The organism is Pyxidicoccus caerfyrddinensis (assembly GCF_010894405.1).
GTDB classification, from domain to species: domain Bacteria; phylum Myxococcota; class Myxococcia; order Myxococcales; family Myxococcaceae; genus Myxococcus; species Myxococcus caerfyrddinensis.
Genome location: NZ_JAAIYA010000005.1, coordinates 343,369 through 361,126, shown reverse-complemented (window position 1 = coordinate 361,126; position 17,758 = coordinate 343,369). Strand labels below are relative to the sequence as shown.

14 protein-coding genes are annotated in these 17,758 nt (G+C 70.5%); 6 read left to right on the top strand and 8 right to left on the bottom strand.

Going from position 1 to position 17,758, the window contains the following annotated elements:
- Nucleotides 1-35 precede the first annotated feature (35 nt).
- Nucleotides 36-428, bottom strand: coding sequence for a hypothetical protein (locus G4D86_RS14285; RefSeq protein ID WP_163993763.1), 393 nt, complete (start codon nt 426-428; stop codon nt 36-38).
- A gap of 256 nt (nt 429-684) precedes the next feature.
- Between G4D86_RS14285 and G4D86_RS14280 the strand changes: the two genes are divergently transcribed.
- On the top strand, nt 685-2,034 hold the full coding sequence (locus tag G4D86_RS14280; protein WP_163994196.1) for a sigma-54-dependent transcriptional regulator: 1,350 nt from the start codon (nt 685-687) through the stop codon (nt 2,032-2,034).
- 176 nt (nt 2,035-2,210) lie between these two features.
- Nucleotides 2,211-2,678, top strand: coding sequence for a hemerythrin domain-containing protein (locus G4D86_RS14275; protein ID WP_163993761.1), 468 nt, complete (start codon nt 2,211-2,213; stop codon nt 2,676-2,678).
- 11 nt (nt 2,679-2,689) lie between these two features.
- On the opposite strand, the gene G4D86_RS14270 is transcribed toward G4D86_RS14275, so the two are convergent.
- The 6 genes from G4D86_RS14270 to kdpF form a co-directional block, all read right to left on the bottom strand.
- Nucleotides 2,690-4,513 (bottom strand): HAMP domain-containing sensor histidine kinase, encoded by a 1,824-nt coding sequence (locus G4D86_RS14270; RefSeq protein ID WP_163993759.1) that lies wholly within the window; start codon nt 4,511-4,513, stop codon nt 2,690-2,692.
- The gene (locus tag G4D86_RS14265; RefSeq protein ID WP_163993757.1) at nt 4,510-5,679 is read right to left on the bottom strand and encodes a sensor protein KdpD; all 1,170 of its coding nucleotides are present in this window, start codon (nt 5,677-5,679) and stop codon (nt 4,510-4,512) included. The genes G4D86_RS14270 and G4D86_RS14265 overlap by 4 nt, the downstream gene beginning before the upstream one ends.
- A 325-nt stretch (nt 5,680-6,004) precedes the next feature.
- A complete protein-coding gene (gene kdpC, locus G4D86_RS14260; RefSeq protein WP_163993755.1) occupies nt 6,005-6,649 on the bottom strand; it encodes a potassium-transporting ATPase subunit KdpC in 645 nt (214 codons plus the stop codon).
- Nucleotides 6,650-6,661: 12 nt separating this feature from the next.
- Complete coding sequence (kdpB, locus tag G4D86_RS14255) at nt 6,662-8,722, bottom strand: potassium-transporting ATPase subunit KdpB (RefSeq protein WP_163993753.1); 2,061 nt, start codon at nt 8,720-8,722, stop codon at nt 6,662-6,664.
- A 2-nt stretch (nt 8,723-8,724) separates the two neighbouring features.
- A complete protein-coding gene (gene kdpA, locus G4D86_RS14250) occupies nt 8,725-10,446 on the bottom strand; it encodes a potassium-transporting ATPase subunit KdpA (protein WP_163993751.1) in 1,722 nt (573 codons plus the stop codon).
- A 9-nt stretch (nt 10,447-10,455) separates the two neighbouring features.
- A complete protein-coding gene (kdpF, locus tag G4D86_RS14245; protein WP_163993749.1) occupies nt 10,456-10,545 on the bottom strand; it encodes a K(+)-transporting ATPase subunit F in 90 nt (29 codons plus the stop codon).
- Nucleotides 10,546-10,931: 386 nt separating this feature from the next.
- On the opposite strand from kdpF, the gene G4D86_RS14240 reads away from it, so the two are divergent.
- Nucleotides 10,932-12,287 (top strand): porin, encoded by a 1,356-nt coding sequence (locus G4D86_RS14240; RefSeq protein WP_163993747.1) that lies wholly within the window; start codon nt 10,932-10,934, stop codon nt 12,285-12,287.
- A gap of 652 nt (nt 12,288-12,939) precedes the next feature.
- A complete protein-coding gene (locus G4D86_RS14235; protein WP_163993261.1) occupies nt 12,940-13,512 on the top strand; it encodes a hypothetical protein in 573 nt (190 codons plus the stop codon).
- Nucleotides 13,513-13,564: 52 nt separating this feature from the next.
- Here the strand turns inward: G4D86_RS14235 and G4D86_RS14230 are convergent, their stop codons facing one another.
- Nucleotides 13,565-16,165 (bottom strand): right-handed parallel beta-helix repeat-containing protein, encoded by a 2,601-nt coding sequence (locus G4D86_RS14230; RefSeq protein ID WP_163993745.1) that lies wholly within the window; start codon nt 16,163-16,165, stop codon nt 13,565-13,567.
- Nucleotides 16,166-16,393: 228 nt separating this feature from the next.
- On the opposite strand from G4D86_RS14230, the gene G4D86_RS14225 reads away from it, so the two are divergent.
- Together G4D86_RS14225 and G4D86_RS14220 are read left to right on the top strand one after the other, a co-directional pair.
- Nucleotides 16,394-17,071 (top strand): cytochrome b/b6 domain-containing protein, encoded by a 678-nt coding sequence (locus G4D86_RS14225; protein ID WP_163993743.1) that lies wholly within the window; start codon nt 16,394-16,396, stop codon nt 17,069-17,071.
- Nucleotides 17,064-17,756: a molybdopterin-dependent oxidoreductase gene (locus tag G4D86_RS14220; protein WP_163993741.1), complete on the top strand. Its 693-nt coding sequence runs from the start codon at nt 17,064-17,066 to the stop codon at nt 17,754-17,756. The genes G4D86_RS14225 and G4D86_RS14220 overlap by 8 nt, the downstream gene beginning before the upstream one ends.
- Nucleotides 17,757-17,758: the final 2 nt, after the last annotated feature.

Here is a 17,758-nt window from a genome sequence, read left to right as displayed (position 1 = left end):
GGCGCCACTCTAGCCTGTCTTCAGCGAGCGGCCGTCTACCGGGTCGCCTCCGGGAGGAAGGGCGCAATCTCCTGCTTGCACGCCTCGTCGCACTCGGGGAAGCGGGCGAGGAAGTCGGACTGCTGCGCACAGCGGCCCTTGAAGGCCTTCTTCACGCCCGCGTCGCTCAGGCACATCAACCGGATGCTGTCCCGCGTCTCCTGGAACAGGGCCGCTCGCTGCGCGGGAGACAGGGCGTTCAGCGCCCGGTTCTCGCCGCCCTGCAGGTACAGCCACACCGCACCGAGCACCAATAGCACCACGGCCAGCACCACCCCCTGGCGGACGCGCTTCTCGCCGCTCGACGGCGGACGGTCGCGAGTGAAGATGTTGTCCTCGCCACCATCTCCCGGCGGCGGCCCACCGGCCATCATCCCTGTCAGACGCATACCCCCCTGTTTCACTGCAACGCGGGGACCAAAGCCAGCACCACTTTGCAGGGTGTGCACGAGACGTCACCGGGACTCTCGGGTTGCAGACTGCAAGAAGCGGAAGCTCCCACGGTTGCGGAGTGCAGGGCGCGACGGATGGGGGCCCCGGGTGGCCGCTCGTGCCGGACATCGCCCGGCCGGGCGCGCGGGATGCACCTAGGATTGACCCATGGATGGACGGACGGAAGTGACGCCAGTCACGGGTGAGCGCCCCATGCGGGTGCTGGTGGTGGATGACGAGCGCAACATCCGCCACACCCTGCGCGTGTGCCTGGAGGGCTTCGGCTGCGAGGTGCGCGAGGCCGCCACCCCCGAGGCGGCCCTGGCGGCGCTCGCCCAGGGACCCGCCGACCTGGCCTTCGTAGACCTGCGGCTGGGCACGTCCAGCGGGCTGGACCTGCTGCCGAAGCTGCTCGCCGAGTCCCCCAACCTGGACGTCGTGCTCATCACCGCGTACGCGACGTTCGACACGGCGGTGGAGGCGGTGAGGCGCGGCGCGCGCGACTACCTCCCCAAGCCCTTCACCCCCGCGCAGATACGGCACGTGTTGGACCGGGCGCGAGCGCACCGCGAGCTGTCGTCACAGCTGGAGAGCCTGGAGGGTCAGCTCGCGCAGGCGGTGCCGGAGGCCACGCTGGAGACGGCCTCTCCGGCGATGCACGCGGCGATAGGACTGATGACGCGCGCGGCGGCGTCCGACGCGGCGGTGCTGCTGCGGGGCGAGAGCGGCACGGGCAAGGGCGTGCTGGCGAGGGCGCTGCACTCACTGAGCGCGCGGCGGCGCAGGCCCTTCGTCACGGTGAACTGTCCCACGCTGTCCGAGCAGCTGTTGGCCAGCGAGCTGTTCGGCCACATGCGCGGCGCCTTCACGGGCGCGGTGAAGGACCAGCCGGGGCGCGTGGAGCAGGCGGAAGGGGGCACGCTGTTCCTGGACGAAATCGCGGAGATGAGCCCCGCGCTCCAGGCGCAGCTGTTGCGCTTCCTCCAGGACAAGCAGTTCGAGCGGCTGGGCGAGGGGCGTACGCGCAAGGCGGACGTGCGGGTGGTGGCGGCGACGAACCGCGACTTGGAGAAGGACGTGGCGTCGGGACACTTCCGCGAGGACCTGCTGTACCGGCTGAACGTCATCGAGGTGAAGCTGCCGGCGCTGCGGGAGCGGCCGGAGGACCTGCTGCCGCTGGCGCGCCGGTTCGTGGCCTTCTTCGCGCGGACGGCGCAGCGGCCGCCGCCGGAGCTGTCGCCCGCGACGGAGAGGATGCTGCTGGCCTACGCGTGGCCGGGCAATGTGCGCGAGCTGCGCAATGCGATGGAGCGCGCGCTCATCGTCTGGCCTGCGGAGGTGCTGGAGCCGCAGGCGTTTCCGGACCGCATCGCCGCGGCGGCGGGTCCGGGCATGACGCTGGGCGGGCCGCACACGCTGGAGGAGGTGGAGCGCGAGCACATCCTGCGCGTCATGGCCTCGGCGCCCACGCTGGACGAGGCGGCGCGGGTGCTCGGCATCGACGCGTCCACGCTGTGGCGGAAGCGGAAGAAGTACGAGGCGGGCACGCCGGGCGAGGGGTGAAGCCCGCGGCTCGACGGCAGGCGGGACGTGGTCCGCCCGGTGGAATATCCGTGGAGAAGCCCCGAGCCTCGGGGGTGGGGAGCGTGCGAGGCCCCGCGCGCCCGTGCCAGTGATTGCGACGCCCGGCGGTCGTGCGGACGTTGGATGGCACAGGACCCCAGCCAAGGAGTGCACCCGTGGACGTCATTGACCTGTTGATTCAGCAGCACCGCGAGGTCGACGCGCTGTTCGAGGCCTTCCGCAATGCCCAGGACGACGCGAGCAAGAAGGAGCTGTGCATCCAGCTCGCGGAGGCGCTCACGCTGCATTCCACCATTGAAGAGCGGTGGATATACCCGGTCGCGCGCCGGGTCATCGGCGAGGAAAAGATTCAGCACTCGGTGGACGAGCACGGTGAGATGAAGAGCATCATCGCCGACATGCTCCGCGCACGGAACGACGTGAGCGGGCTGGCGGCGAAGGTGGGCGAGCTGGAGAAGGTGGTGAAGTCGCACGTGGCCGACGAGGAGAAGAACGTGCTGCCGCAGTTCGGGCAGAAGGTGACGGAGAAGGAGATCGGCATGTCGTGCAACGACATCGTCCGCACCGCCTCCGCCGTCCGCCGCGAGGAGATGAGCAAGCTGGAGGGAGAGGCCAACGTCTGAGGGCCGGCGACTCACGGCTGCGGCAGCGTGAACCAGAACGTGCTCCCCTGCCCCGGAGAGCTCACTACGCCGAGGTCTCCGCCGTGGGCCTGCACGATGTCCTTCGCAATCGACAGCCCGAGCCCGGCGCCGCCCTCGGGCGCGCCCGGGGCCCGGTAGAACTTCTCGAAGATTCGCGCCTGCTGCTCCAGCGCAATCCCCTCCCCCGTGTCCCGCACCTCGAAGCGCACCCGCCCGCCCTCGCGCGACACCCGCACCTCCACCTCGCCCCCCGTGGGCGTGTGCTTCACCCCGTTGCCGACGAGATTTCCCAACACCAGCCCCAGCCGCTCCGGGTCCACCTCCACCGCCTCCACGTCCAGCGCCACCCGCCGCGACAGCCGCACCCCACGCTCCTCCGCCACCGCCCGCTGCGCATCCAGTGCCGCCTGCACCAGCTCCTCCGCCGGCACCGAGCGCACCTCCAGCCGCAACTGCCCCGCCTGGATGCGCGACAAGTCCAGCAGGTCATCCACGATGCCCTGCAGCCGCTCGCAGTCCTCGCGCGCCGCGGAGAGCAGGTCCGCCTGTTTCTCCGTCACCGGCCCCACCACGCCCTCGGCCACCAGGTGCACCGCCATGCGCAGCGACGTCAGCGGCGTGCGGAACTCGTGTGCCACCGTGGCCACCAGGTCGTTCTTCAGCTCGTCGAAGCGCCGCAGCCGCGTCACGTCCTGGAGGATGACCGTGGCCCCCACCACCTCGCCCGTCTCTCCGTACACCGGGCTGGCCCGGGGCAGCAGCCACCTGTCTCCCTCTGGCAGTGGCACCCGCACCGCCTCCTCGTAGCCGCGCGGCTGGTACGCGCCCCGGCCGCCCAGCACGTGCCCGCGCACCCGCTCCAGCACCTCGCGCGCCTCGGGCGCCACGCGTCCCAGCACGTCCCCGCCCTCCTCCAGCGACAGCCGCAGCACGTCCTCCGCCGAGCGATTCACGTTGAGCAGCCCGCCCCCCGCGCCGAACACCACCACCGGGTCCGGCAGGCTGTCGATGGCCGCCTGTGACGCGGCCTGCGCCTGGAGCAGCTCGCCCAGGCTGCTCCGCCGGTACTGCTGGAGCGCCTCCGCCATGCCATTGAAGTCCCGGCCAAGCTGCGCGATTTCGTCCCGCCCCGGCACCACCGCGCGCGCCGCGTAGTCCCCCTGCCCCAGCCGCCGCACCGCCTGCGACAGCACCGACACCGGCCGCAGCGCCCGGTGCGTCAGCGAGGTAGACGCGAACAGCCCCGTCACGAAGGCCGCCAGCACCACCGTCACCATCAGCGTGTTCACCCGGGTGCTCTGCCGCCGCAGCGCCTCGCTCTTGCCCATCATCGCGTCCTGGTTCAGCGCGAGAATCGCCGCCGCCGCCGCCTTCGCCTCGCTGAAGGCCGGCTCGAGCGCACGGAAGTACGCGTCCCGCGCGGCCGCCGTGGAGGGCAACGCGAGCAGGGCGTCGTACTCCGCCACATAGCGCCGCCACGCCTCTCGCAGCCTCCGGGTGGCGTCGGCCTCGCCCGACTCGGTGACATTGCCCTCCTGCAGCCGCAGCGCCTCCTCCAGCGGGGCGCGCTGTGCAGCCTGTTGCGCCACGCCCCGCTCCCGCTCACCCGCGACGATGAAGAGGGCGGCGCTGTCCATGCGCTCCAGCTGCTCGGTCATCCGCTGCATGGCCAGCACGCTGCGGTAGTTGTCCTGGAGGATTTCCTGCCCCGAGCGACCCAGGCGCGACAGCGTGGCGACGGCCACCACGCCCACCAGCACCAGGGCGAGCGCCAGCGGCGCCTGTGCCAGGAACAACCGCTCTCGCAGCGTCATGGGCGGCGCTCCTCCTGGGGTGGCTCGAAGGCCACCACGTGGATGTCGAAGCCCTCGCCCTCGCGCAAGAGGCGCACGTCCGCCGCGCGGCCCAGCAGGCGCCTCCACCACGGCTGGTGCGAGCGGCCGACGATGATGTGCCCCACCCCATGCGAGCGCGCGAAGTCGAGAATCGCCTCCACCGGGTCCTTCGAGCGCAGGCGTACCACCTCCGCGCCCAGCTCCTTCGCCTTCTCGATGTTGGCCAGCAGGTGTCGCTGCGCCTCCGAGTCGATGAGGTGCGGTGCCTCGCGCGGCGTCTCCACGTAGACGACGAACCAGTCCGTGTTGAGCCGGCCCGCCATGCGCGAGCCCCGCCGCAGCAGCGTGGCCGCGCGCGGCGGATGGCTGGACAGCGCCACCAGCACCCGGCCCCACGCCGCGCCCTTCTGCGGGGACTCGTCCCCCGCGCGTGGAGGCTGCCCGGCGGTGGCCCGGTCCAGGCTCTCCGCCACCTCGCGCAGCGCCAGTTCGCGCAGCGTGGACAGGTTCTCCCGCGTGAAGAAGCGCTCCAGCGCGCGGGGCACCTTGTCCTCCGCGTAGATCTTCCCCGCCTTGAGCCGCTCGTGCAGGTCCTCCACCGCGAGGTCCAGGTTCACCACCTGGTCCGCGACCTTGAGGAAGCTGTCCGGGAGCGTCTCGCGCACGGTGACGCCGGTGTTGCGCTCCACCAGATCGTTGAGGCTCTCCAGGTGCTGGACGTTGAAGGCGCCGATGACGTTGATGCCCGCGTCCAGCAACTCCTGCACGTCATGGTAGCGCTTGCGGTGGCGGCACACGGGGAGGTTGGTGTGGGCCAGCTCGTCCACCACCGCCACCTGGGGCCTGCGCGCGAGCACCGCGTCCAGGTCCATCTCCTCCACGGTGACGTCGCGGTAGGTGTACGGCTTGCGCGGCACCACCTCCAGCCCGTCCACCAGCGCCTGGGTGTCCGCGCGGCCATGGGTCTCCACGAAGCCGAGCACCACGTCCACCCCCCGGCGCTTCAGCGCGTGCGCTTCCTCCAGCATGCGGTACGTCTTGCCCACGCCGGCCGCGAAGCCGATGTAGAGCTTGAGCCGGCCGCGCCGACCCCGCTCCACCAGCTCCAGGAAGTCCTCCGCGCGCGTGCGCCGCGTCATCGTCATCCTCGGGCCCTCGGGAGACGGGCAGGGCCGAGGATGCCCGCGCGGCGGGCGGAATGCATGGGAAGCGTGGCGGGGCTCACTTCCGTACCGGCTTTCTCCGCCGGCACGGGCAGCACCTCGCGAGGAGGAACACCGCGCCGCACACGGCTCCTCCCATGCACCAGAAGACGAGCAGCGGCAGCACCGACTCCGCGAGCGGAGGGTCCCTCATCAGGGCCGACAGCGTGGCGAGGCCCCCGACGACCAGCAGGGCGTGGAAGGCGAACGAGCACGTCGAGCGCCACCGGACACAGCGGGGACACGCGGGGATGCCGGGCTCCACGGCTCACTGCCTTCCCGGCGCCGGGCTTCCACCGACACCAGCCGCCGCCCCACTCTCGGGCTCCGCCGACAGCCGGCCGAACTGCCGGTCCATCGCCAGGTTCAAGAGCAACACGTTGACGCGCGGCTCTCCCAGCACGCCGAGGGTGCGGCCTTCCACGTGCGAGTCCAGCAGGGCCAGCACCCGCTCGGGCGCCACGCCGCGCGCGCGGACCACGCGCGGCACCTGCCAGCGCACCGCCTCCGGGGACAGGTGCGGGTCGAGTCCGGACGCCGAGGCCGTGACGAGCTCCGCCGGCACCGGGCCCGGCGCGTCCGGGTTCTCCCGGCGCAGGCGCTCGGCGTCGGCGGCCACGCGCTCCTTCAGCTTCTGGGACGTGGGCCCCAGGTTGCTGCCCGAGGACGCCGCGCCGTCATAACCCGCACCGGCGGCGGAGGGGCGCGTCTGGAAGTAGCCCGCGCGGGTGAAGCCCTGGGCGATGAGCGCGCTGCCCACCACGCGGCCCTGCTCGTCCTTCACGAGCGAGCCGTGGGCCTCGGCGGGGAAGAGCAGCTGCGCCGCTCCGGTGACGGCCAGCGGGTACAGCACGCCGGTGAGCACCAGCGTGACGACGCAGGCGCGCAGGGCGGTGACGAGGTGGGAGACCATGATGGATTCCTTTCAGACCAGGCCCACGACGCCGAGCAGCACGTCGATGACCTTGATGCCCACGAAGGGAACGATGACGCCGCCCACCCCGTAGAGCAGGAGGCTGCGCCGCAGCAGCGCCGCCGCGCCCAGCGGGCGGTAGCGCACGCCGCGCAGCGCCAGGGGGATGAGCGCGATGATGATGAGCGCGTTGAAGATGACCGCGGACAGGATGGCGCTGAACGGCGACGCCAACCCCATGACGTTGAGCGGAGCAATCTGCGGGAACACGCCCATGAAGAGCGCCGGGAGGATGGCGAAGTACTTCGCCACGTCATTGGCGATGGAGAAGGTGGTGAGCGTGCCGCGAGTCATCAGCAACTGCTTGCCCACCTCCACCACCTCCAGCAGCTTGGTGGGGTTGGAGTCGAGGTCCACCATGTTCCCCGCCTCCTTCGCCGCCTGGGTGCCGGTGTTCATCGCCACACCCACGTCCGCCTGGGCCAACGCGGGCGCGTCGTTGGTGCCGTCGCCCGTCATCGCCACCAGCTTGCCTTTGCCCTGCTCGGTGCGGATGAGGGCGAGCTTCGCCTCCGGCGTGGCCTCCGCCAGGAAGTCGTCCACGCCGGCCTCGCGCGCGATGGCCGCAGCGGTGCGTGGGTTGTCGCCCGTAATCATGACGGTGCGGATGCCCATGGCGCGGAAGCGGTCGAAGCGCTCCTTGATGCCGCCCTTCACCACGTCCTTCAGGTGGATGATGCCGAGCAGCCGCACCCCGTCCGCCACCGCCAGCGGCGTGCCGCCCGCGTCACCGATGCGGCCCGCCGCGTGGGCCAGCTCCGCCGGCACCGCACCGCCCTGCGCCTGCACGTGTTTCACCATCGCATCCACCGCGCCCTTGCGGATGCTGCGCGGGTGCGGGTCCACCAGGTCGCAGCCGCTCATGCGCGTCTGCGCGGTGAAGGGCACGAAGCTGGCGTGATGCGCTTGCAGCTCGCGCGGCCGCAGCTTGTAGGTGTCCTTCACCAGCGTGACGATGGAGCGCCCCTCGGGCGTTTCGTCCGCCAGGCTCGCCAGCTGTGCGGCCTCGGCCAGCTCCTCCATGCGGATGCCTGGCATGGGCAACAGCTCCGTGGCCATGCGGTTGCCCAACGTAATCGTCCCCGTCTTGTCCAGCAGCAGCGTGTCCACGTCGCCCGCCGCCTCCACCGCGCGGCCGCTCATGGCCAGCACGTTCTTGCGCAGCAGCCGGTCCATGCCCGCGATGCCGATGGCGCTCAGCAGGCCGCCAATCGTCGTGGGGATGAGGCACACCAGCAGCGCCACCACCGCCGTGCCCGACAGCGGCACGCCCGAGTAGAGCGCCAGCGGCACCAGCGTCACGCACGCCAGCAGGAAGACAATCGTCAGGCCCACCAGGAGGATGTGGAGGGCAATCTCGTTCGGCGTCTTCTGCCGGGCCGCGCCCTCGACGAGGCCAATCATCCGGTCCAGGAAGGACTCGCCCGGGTTGGCGGAGATGCGCACGACGATGCGGTCCGACAGCACCTTCGTGCCGCCCGTCACCGCCGAGCGGTCACCACCGGACTCGCGGATGACGGGGGCGGACTCTCCCGTCACGGCGGACTCGTCCACGCTGGCGATGCCCTCCACCACCTCGCCGTCGCCGGGGATGACGTCACCCGCCTCGCACACCACGAGTTCACCCTTGCGCAGCTCGGGAGCGGGCACGCGCTCCTCGCGCCCGTCCACCAGGCGCCGCGCGGGAGTGTCCTTGCGCAGCTTCCGCAGGGCGCCGGCCTGGGCCTTGCCACGTCCCTCCGCCACGGCCTCCGCGAAGTTGGCGAAGAGGACGGTGAACCACAGCCACAGCGTCACCGACACGGTGAACCACAGCGGCGCGGCGTCCGTGCGGGGCGCGACCAGGTCCTTCACCACCAGCACCGTGGTGAGGAGGCTGCCGGCCCACACCACGAACATGACGGGGTTGCGGGCCACGTCGCGCGGGTGGAGCTTCTTCAGGCTGTCCCGCAGCGCGGGCTTCAGGAGCGACGCATCGAGGAGCGACGCCGGCTTGGAAGCAGCGGAGCTCATGGTCAGTAGACCTTTCCGGCCCCGGCGAGGAAGTGCTCGACGATGGGACCGAGGGAGAGGGCGGGGAAGAACGTGAGCGCGCCGACGATGAGGACCACGCTCACCAGCAGGCCGGTGAAGAGGGTGCCGTGGGTGGGGAAGGTGCCCGGGCCCGCGGGCACCACCTTCTTGCCCACCATCGAGCCGGCGATGGCCAGCGCCGGCACCATCATCAGGAAGCGGCCGCCGAGCATCGCCACGCCCAGGGTGACGTTCCAAAAGGGCGTGTTGGCGTTGAGGCCCGCGAAGGCGCTGCCGTTGTTGGCCGCACCGCTGGTGTACGCGTAGAGGATTTCCGACAGGCCGTGCGGCCCCGCGTTGTTGAGCGAGGACACGCCTTGCGGAATCACCGCCGCCACCGCCGACAGCCCGAGGATGAACAGCGGGAAGATGAGCACGTACAGCATGGCGAGCTTCATCTCCTTCGCCTCAATCTTCTTGCCCAGGTACTCGGGCGTGCGGCCCACCATGAGGCCCGCGATGAAGACGGCGAGCACCACCATGACGAGGATGCCGTAGAGGCCGGCGCCCACTCCTCCGAAGATGACCTCGCCCAGCTGCATGTTGACGAGCGGCACCAGGCCGCCGAGCGGGTTGAAGCTGTCATGCATCGCATTGACGGCGCCGCACGACGCGTCCGTCGTCACGGTGGCGAAGAGGGCGGACGCGGAGACGCCGTAGCGCACCTCCTTGCCCTCCAGGTTTCCGTCCCGCGCCACCTGCGCCACGGAGGCCACGGCCGCGTTGGGCTGAGACTCGGCGGCGTAGGCGGCGGCCGCGCCCGCGAAGAAGAGGACGGACATGGCCGCGAAGAGGGCCCAGCCCTGCTTCGTGTCACCCGCCATCTTCCCGTACGTGTACGTGAGGGCCGCGGGGATGGCGAAGATGGAGAGCATCTGCACCAGGTTGGTGAGCGGCGTGGGGTTCTCGAAGGGGTGGGCGCTGTTGGCGTTGAAGAAGCCGCCGCCGTTGGTGCCCAGCATCTTGATGGCCTCCTGCGAGGCCACCGGGCCCATGGCCAGCGTCTGCTTGCCTCCCTCCAGCGTCACCAGGGCCTGGTACGCGGAGAAGTTCTGGAGCACGCCCTGGGACACCAGGAAGAGCGCGTAGACGAAGCAGATGGGCAGCAGCACGTAGAGGGTGCCGCGGATGAGGTCCACCCAGAAGTTGCCCAGCGTCTTCTGCCCCGCCGGGCCCGGCCGGCGGGTGAAGCCGCGCGCGAGCGCCAGCGCCACGCCGATGCCGGCCGCCGCTGAGGTGAAGTTGTGCCACGCCAGCCCGGCCATCTGCGTGAGGTAGCTGAGCGTGGACTCGCCCGCGTAGGACTGCCAGTTGGTGTTGGTGGTGAAGCTGGCGGCCGTGTTGAAGGCCAGCTCCGGTCCCACCGCCGGCAGGCCCTGCGGGTTGAGCGGCAGCACGTGCTGCAGGCGCTGGATGACGTAGGTGATGAGGACGCCGAAGAGGCTGAAGGCCAGCAGTGCCACGGAGTACTCCACCCACGTCTGCTCGCGCCGCTCCGCCGCGCCGCACAGGCGCAGGAGGCCGCGCTCCACGGGCCCCAGCACGCGCGGCAGCGGCTGCGTGTCCCCCTCGAAGACGCGGAAGAGGTACGTGCCCAGCGGCTTCGTCACCGCGAGCACCAGTCCGAAGAACAGCGCTATCTGCAACCAGCCGATGAGTGTCATGGCGGGCCCCTAGAAGCGCTCCGGACGGAGCAGCGCGTAGACGAGATAGACGGTGAGCAGCACGGAGAGCAGTGCGCCGGCGGCGTATTCGAAGGTCATGGCGGGGTGCCTCACAGGCGCTCGCAGCCGTGGGTGTAGGCCCAGGCAAGCGCGAAGAAACCGACGGTGACGAGGACGAGGACGAGGTCCATTCAGGACTCCAGGTTGAGTTCCTGAAAGAGCACCCGCCGTACCAACCCGGGCCATGCACGAAGCGAGGAGTTCCACGGGCTTGCGGACCTCCACTTCCGGCGCGGGTTGCAATCCGCACGATGGCCTCGCGGAGCCCGTGCAGGATGAAGCCTCGTCCCCCACTCCTGCCTGGAGCGGCACCGGTCGTGCGATTCGCACGGCTCCCACTGCCCGCGCGCCGTGGTTTGCAAACGCGGCGCGCCGCCTGTCGTGCCGCAAGTGACTGAAGTCACGAGGAGACGAGCGGCTCACGGATGAAGGCACGCCGGCTGCTCTGGGGGACGGGCATGTCCCCTTCCCACTTCATCGCATCCCTGCTCGCGAGGCGTCCGGCCGCGCGAGCCCTCTTCACGGCCGGACTCCTGTTGCTGGCCTCCACCGCGCGGGCGCAAAGCGCGGAGCCCGCCCCCTTCGCGTGGGGTGACTTCACGTGGATGAACGGCCAGAGCCGGCAGAAGGACTTCCCACTCCAGATTTCAGAGGCGGTGGTGCTCAGCATCTACCTGGACTCCCACTACGCCTTCAGCCTCAACCGCCCGCGCGACAACACGCTGACAGGCAGCGCCAGCGTGGGCCGGCACAACGAGTTCGGCATCAACCTCGCCTCCGTTGGCGTCGAGTGGAACTACCGCGACGTGCTGGGCCGGCTCAGCCTGCAGTACGGCAACATGCTGAACATCATCCAGGACCTCGACGGCACCGTGGCGCGCGGGCGCTCGTTGACGGCGCAGAACCTGCGCTACATCCGAGAGGCGACGCTGGGCTATCACTTCGACGTGGGCTCGGGCCTCAACGTCGAGGGCGGCATCTTCATGTCGTACATCGGCCTGGAGAGCTACCTGCTGGGCGAGAACTGGAACTACACGCGCTCGCTCGTCTGCGACCACACGCCCTTCTACTTCCAGGGCATCCGGGCGCAGTACTTCCCCACGCCGAAGCTGAAGCTCGAGCCCTGGCTGATGAACGGCTGGCAGACGTACGGCAGGTGGAACAACACGCCGTCCGCGGGCTTCGCGTTGCGGTGGAATCCCACGGAGGCGCTCGCGCTCTTCAGCAACTTCTACGTGGGGACGGACACCAAGGGCGTCCCGGAGCGGGTGCGCTTCCACCATGACCACAGCGTCCTCGTGCGCTACTTCAACGCGCCGGGCGCGAAGGGCGTGTCCAGGCTCGCCTTCAGCATCAACAACCACGCCGGCTTCGAGTCGGGCGGCGACGGGCTGCCGGGCGCGTCGGGCGCGTACATGCTGGGCACGTCCATCGCCCACCGCGTCTGGTTCCGCGACAACACGCTCTCCCTCACGGTGCGGGGCGAGTACATGACGAACCCCACGCGCTACCTCGCGCAGTACCCGCCGCCGGACCTGGCGACACAGCCGGGCACGGACCTGCGCGTGTATGGGTTCACCGGAACCTTCGAGGTGATGCCCACCGACTTCCTCGGCCTGCGTCTGGAGGGCGTGTGGCGCCGCTCCAGCGTGCCGTACTTCGCGGGCCGGGGCGGCACCACTTCGGGCGATGGTTTCCAGGGCGGTCCCACCGAGGACTTCACCGTGGACTCACGGCGCGAGCAGACGCTGCTGCTCGTCGCGGCGAACTTCCGGCTGTAGCTCAGCGCCCTGTGAATGCGGCCGTCCCCCCTGGCACCCCGACGGCTCCGGAATGCACAGCGCGTGCGTCGACTGGCCGACGAGCCACCGAGGGAGACTCACCGCGAGCCACCGAACTCATGTGAGACTCGCGGTGTCTTCCGACGAGAGCCTCATGGCGAAGGTGGCGTCCACATCTCCGGCAGTCCTGTTCCTCCGAGCCATTACCGTGTCGATCCCGCTGCTCTGGGGATGTGCCACGGGAGCGGCGACGACCCTCGTCGAGGGAAGCCTTCAACCCAGCCACTTCCAGTTCGTCACGGTCGTCCCCAAGAGAGGCTCAGGTGCCGGAGGCTGGCGCGCAGCCTGCGTCCACGCCTTTCTCAGGCGTGACTCGGGTGATTCCTTCGTCTGCAAGTTCGGCGTTGAGATGCCTCTTGAGAATAGTGATGGCCCCATCTCCACGTCTCTCGCGCAGCGCGTTTCCGCGGAATGTGCCAACGAGGCGGCGCATGCCGCCTTCCGCTCGGTCACGCCCAGCACACCCCTAGGCATGGCATGTGAGACGTTCAAGAGCACCTACGAGAGCATCATCAACCGCGCCATTGGCGGTGCACACGCCACGAGGGTCTGCCATGCACGGGCCAGTCCCGTTGAAGCAGGGCCGTGACCCATGCCTCTGTCTTCCGAAGACCTTCTGGCCGTTGCACGGAACTACTGGCCCTCGACCCGCGACTCCTACCTGAAGCAAGAGGTCAGCCCCGAGTTGCAACGGCTCCATACGCTCTGGGAGCGGGAGCTTCCCAAGCTCGACCAGTGGTGGACTCTGCTGGAAGAGCTCGAGAAGACGCTCCCTGGATTCAAGCTGAGCGATGCCACGGCGACGCGAGACGCGTGCTTCCGCTGTGTGGCCTGGCCGCCGGACACCTCTTCGCATCCGACGTCCCGTTGGGTCGCCGTGGGTTGCCTCAGCATCCTGACGCCGGTCGCCTTCGTCTACGGAGTGCAGCTGGAGTACTGCGGTACCGAGCGCGTCAGCCAGAAGGCGAGCTTCGGCCCGCTTCCCCCAGAGACAGGCCGCGCCGTGGACATCATGACCCGGAAGCTTGAATCCAGCTTCGGAGCCACCACGCTCCCACGGGAACTGGCCCAGTTGCGTGTCCCCCTCTTCGTGGAGTTCAAGGAGCCACCAGAAACGATGCTCCTTCACGCACTCTTCACGAGCAGCCCCGAGAGCATTCCGTGAAGCCTGAGCGCGGAGCCGTCCGCACGAAGCGGACGGCCCCGTGCCGCGCCACTCACTCCACCGTCTGCGCCTGCGACGCGCTCACGCCATCCCCCGTCACCGACACCGTGACGGCTCCGGCCTGCGCGGCGCGGAAGTAGAACACCGCCTCCTGGTGCGGCGCCTCCAGTCGCACCTCCGCGCCCGCTCCCGACGCCGGCAGCGCCTGCGTACACGCCGCGTCCGCGTAGAACGTCACCCCCGCCGTGCCCTGCACCACCAGCGCGGGCGCCGCCAGCGCGGACAGGTTGCCCACCGTGTCCTGGCTCTGCACCACCACCGCCCCCGAGCACGTCCCCGCTGCCACCGTCTGCCGCGCCGTCAGGAAGGCCACGCGCGAGGCCGCCCCCGCCACCACGTCCACGTCGAACGTCGCCCCCGGTGACGTCGCCCGGTCATACCCCGCGCCGCTGATGTGATTGCGGCTGATGAGGTTGCCGCCGCCGTAATCAGAGATGGCCGCCTGGTACGGATACACATTCGTCAGCGCCGCGCTGCTCAGCGTGTTGTCCACCACCTGGATGTTCGTGGACTCCGGCAGCGGCCCACCATCCGCCGCGGCCTGCGACAGGTTGATGCCCACGTCGTTGTCCTCCAGCCCGTTGCCCTGGATGACCACGTCCCGGCTCAGCGGCACGCTGAAGTACGGCCCACCCACCACCAGGATGCCCGAGGCCACATACCCCGGCCCGCTGTACGCGTTGCCCTTCACCGTGTTGCCCGTCACCCGCCCCGTGGCCCCGGAGCTCACCTGGATGCCATTGCGCGCAATCGCCGCCACCGGCCCGCCCCCCTCCACCGTGTTCGCCTCCACCCTCAGGTCCACCTTGCCCGAGCCCAGGATGCCCACCTTCTGGTAGCCCGCCACCCGGTTGCGCAGCACGTCCACGCGCACCACCGTCGCCGCGTCCTGCGCGTTGCGCACCTCGATGGCCGTGCCCTCCTGGCACCCACCATTCCCACCCTGCTGGTGCAGGTCCCGCACTTCGCTGTCGGTGATGGACCCGCTCGCGCCCTCCAGCCGGATGCCGCTCAGTGCGTTGGCGCCGTCGTCACACTTCCCCGCCCCCGTCAGCGCGCGCCCCTCCACCTTCACGCCCCGCACGTGCGCCTCCGCGCCCCGGTTGCGCAGCACCGCGCCCAGGTAGCGGCCCCCTTCCGGGTCCACCGCCGTGAGCACGTGCCCCGCTCCGTCGAACGTGTACCCGTCCGGGATGAACACCGTACCCTCCGTGGTGCAGTCCGCCTGGAGCGTCACCTTCGCGTCCGCCAGCGTCACGTCGCACGGCGGATGCTGGCCGCACCGCCCACCGCTCCACTCCACCGTGAAGGTGTGCGAGTCACTCAGCCCCGACCTGTTCGTGACGGTGAGCTGCACCGTGGGCACCACGTCCGACGGCAGGCAGGACAGCGCCGCCCAGTCCACCTCACCCGTGCCACCCGACTTCGCCGGAGGCCCCAGCAACCCCGTGTTCGTCGTCCACGTGAAGGTGAGCGGCTCGTGCTGCGGGTCCTCCGCCGTGGCCAGCAGCCGCACCAGGTCGCCCGCCACGGCCCCCGGCGAGGACTGCGAGGTGGACACGATGACCGGCGGCAGCTTGCGCACCACGCACAGCTCCACCGTGCCCTCGCGCTCGCCGCCGAACCCGTCCCGCACCGAGAGCGTCAGCGTGCAGTTGTTGCACGTCCCCGCCGGCAGCGCGGTGGGCGTGAAGCTCGCCCGGGCCGCCGTCGCGTCGTCGAAGGTGCCCTCGCACGAGGCCTTCCACTCGAGGCTGAGCGCATCCCCATCCTCGTCCACGCTCACCGACTGGAGCGACACCGGGCTGCCCTCGCTCACCTCGGACGAAGGCTCCGCCGCCAGCTCCGCCAGCGCGGGCCAGCGGTTGAAGCCGGCCTGCCCGTCCACCGCCCCACCCCCACGGTCCACGCCGACCGCGAAGTCCAGCGTCGCCGCCGCGCCGTGCGAGTCCGTCACCTGGAGCGTCAGCGTGACAGCCCCAGGCTCCGCCGGCGCCGTCCACACCGGCGTGGACGACGTGTCACTGGAGAAGCTCCCACCCGTGGCCCGCCACGCGTACGTCAGCGCATCCGCCGCGTTCAGGTCATGCGCGACGGCGCGCAGGGTCAGCTCCGCGCCCGGCTTCACTCCCGGCGCCGAGGCCACCACCGCATCGATGAAGGGTGCCACGTTGCCCACGGGCGCTCCCGGGGACGGCGCCTGGGGCACCAGGACGAGCAGCTCCGAGCGGTGCCGCTCCAGCACCACCCCGGAGACCTGCGCCTGCGCCACCGCCACGCCCTGCGCGTCGAACACCGCCGCCTCCACCGTGGCGCCCGCGCCCGCGTGCACTCCGCGCAGCCCGCCCTGCCACTGCGTGCCCTGGCCGGACAGCTCCTGGGTGACGGGCTTCCCTCCGGCGGGCGTCGCCGTCGCCACCACGCGCGACACCGAGGCCACCGGCAGCGAGCGCGGCAACGCCACCACCACCCGCGCCGACCCCGAGGGCTCCAGGTTGATGGGTGTCGAATCCTCCAGGTGACAGCCCGCCATCGTGGCCAGCACCCATGCGCCAGCCAGCAGGCTCAGACGCGTCGTTTCCACTCGATGCATGTCCATGTCCTCTGTGCGTGGGGCCGAGGCCCGCAACGATACCGGCAAGCCCCTCACCGTCCCAAGGAACCGCCCCCCTTCTGCGAACGCGCCAGCCTGCTCTCCGGCGTGGCGCCCTCCGGGGTAACACGGGCGTCGGGTGCACGACGCACGTGAAGCCCCTGACGTCCGCTATCGGTCGCTGCACTCCCATCCGCGCTTGCTGGCACCGGCACACGGCCACTCGCGGTGCTCTCCTGGACCGCCGTGCACGCCCCGGAACATCGCCGGCCGCAGCCGTGGCCCATCCGCGTGAGCCATTGGCTCAACGTGCCGCTGCTCGTCATCATGGCGGCCAGCGGCCTGCAGATTCTCGCGGCGTACCCCATGCAGGGCCCTCAGGGGCGACCCTACGACTGGTATCCCTTCCAGGGCATCACGCCGCCGGAGTGGAGCCGGCTCGGAGACTGGCTCGCCGGCGCCCGCCACTGGCACTTCGCCTTCGCCTGGTTCCTCGCCCTCAACGGCGTGGCGTACGTGCTCTACCTCGCCTTCAGCGGGGAGTGGCGCCGCCGCCTCTTCCTGCCCCGCCGCGACACGCGCAACGCGCTCGACACGCTCGCCTTCTACGTGCGCCTGCGCAAGCACGCCCCCGAGCAGGGGCTCTACAACGGCCTCCAGCGGCTGGCCTACACGGGCACGCTGGTGCTGGGTGCCCTCTCCATCCTCACCGGCCTCGTGCTCTACAAGCCCGTGCAGCTCGGGTCGCTCACCCGCCTCTTCGGCGGCTATGACTCCGCGCGCGCGCTCCACCTCATCGTGCTCGCGGCCTTCGCCCTCTTCACCGTGGGCCACGTCGTCCTGGTGCTGCTCCACCCGCGCACGCTGGGGGAGATGGTGACGGGCGGGAGGAAGCCGGATGCGTAGACTCATCACCCGGCGCACCGCCCTGCTGGGCGCGGCGGCGCTCACCACCAGCGCGTGCGACAGCAGCCGCCCCCGCGAAGGCTTCCTCGGCGCCATGGAGCGCTTCAACGCGCGCTTCCAGTCCGCCCTCTTCGACGCGGATCAGCTCGCGCCCGAATTGCCGCCGTCGGAGGACACGCCGCCCGGCGCCTTCCCGCAGTACTACATCTCCGACACCGTGCCGTTCGCGCCCGCGGGCTGGGCCCTCAAGGTGGGCGGCCTGGTGCAGCGCCCGGGCGTGCTGTCGCTGGAGGACCTGCAGCGGTTGCCTCGCACGGAGTACCGCATCCGCCACCACTGCGTGGAGGGCTGGAGCGCGGTGGCGTCCTGGCACGGGGTGCGCCTGAGAGACCTCGCCGAGCACGTGGGCGCGGACCCTCGCGCGGGCTACGTGGAGTTCCGCTCGTTCGACTCGGGTTACTACTCGTCCTGGGACAGGCCGAGCGCCTTCCACGCGCAGACGATGCTGGCCTACGGGATGAACGGGCAGCCGCTGCTTCCGGCGCACGGCGCGCCGCTGCGCCTCTACTCGGCGGTGAAGCTCGGCTACAAGATGGTGAAGTACCTCACCGAGGTGAACTTCCTGCCCGAGCCCACCGGGGGCTACTGGGAAGACCGCGGCTACGAGTGGTTCGCGGGCGTGTAGCG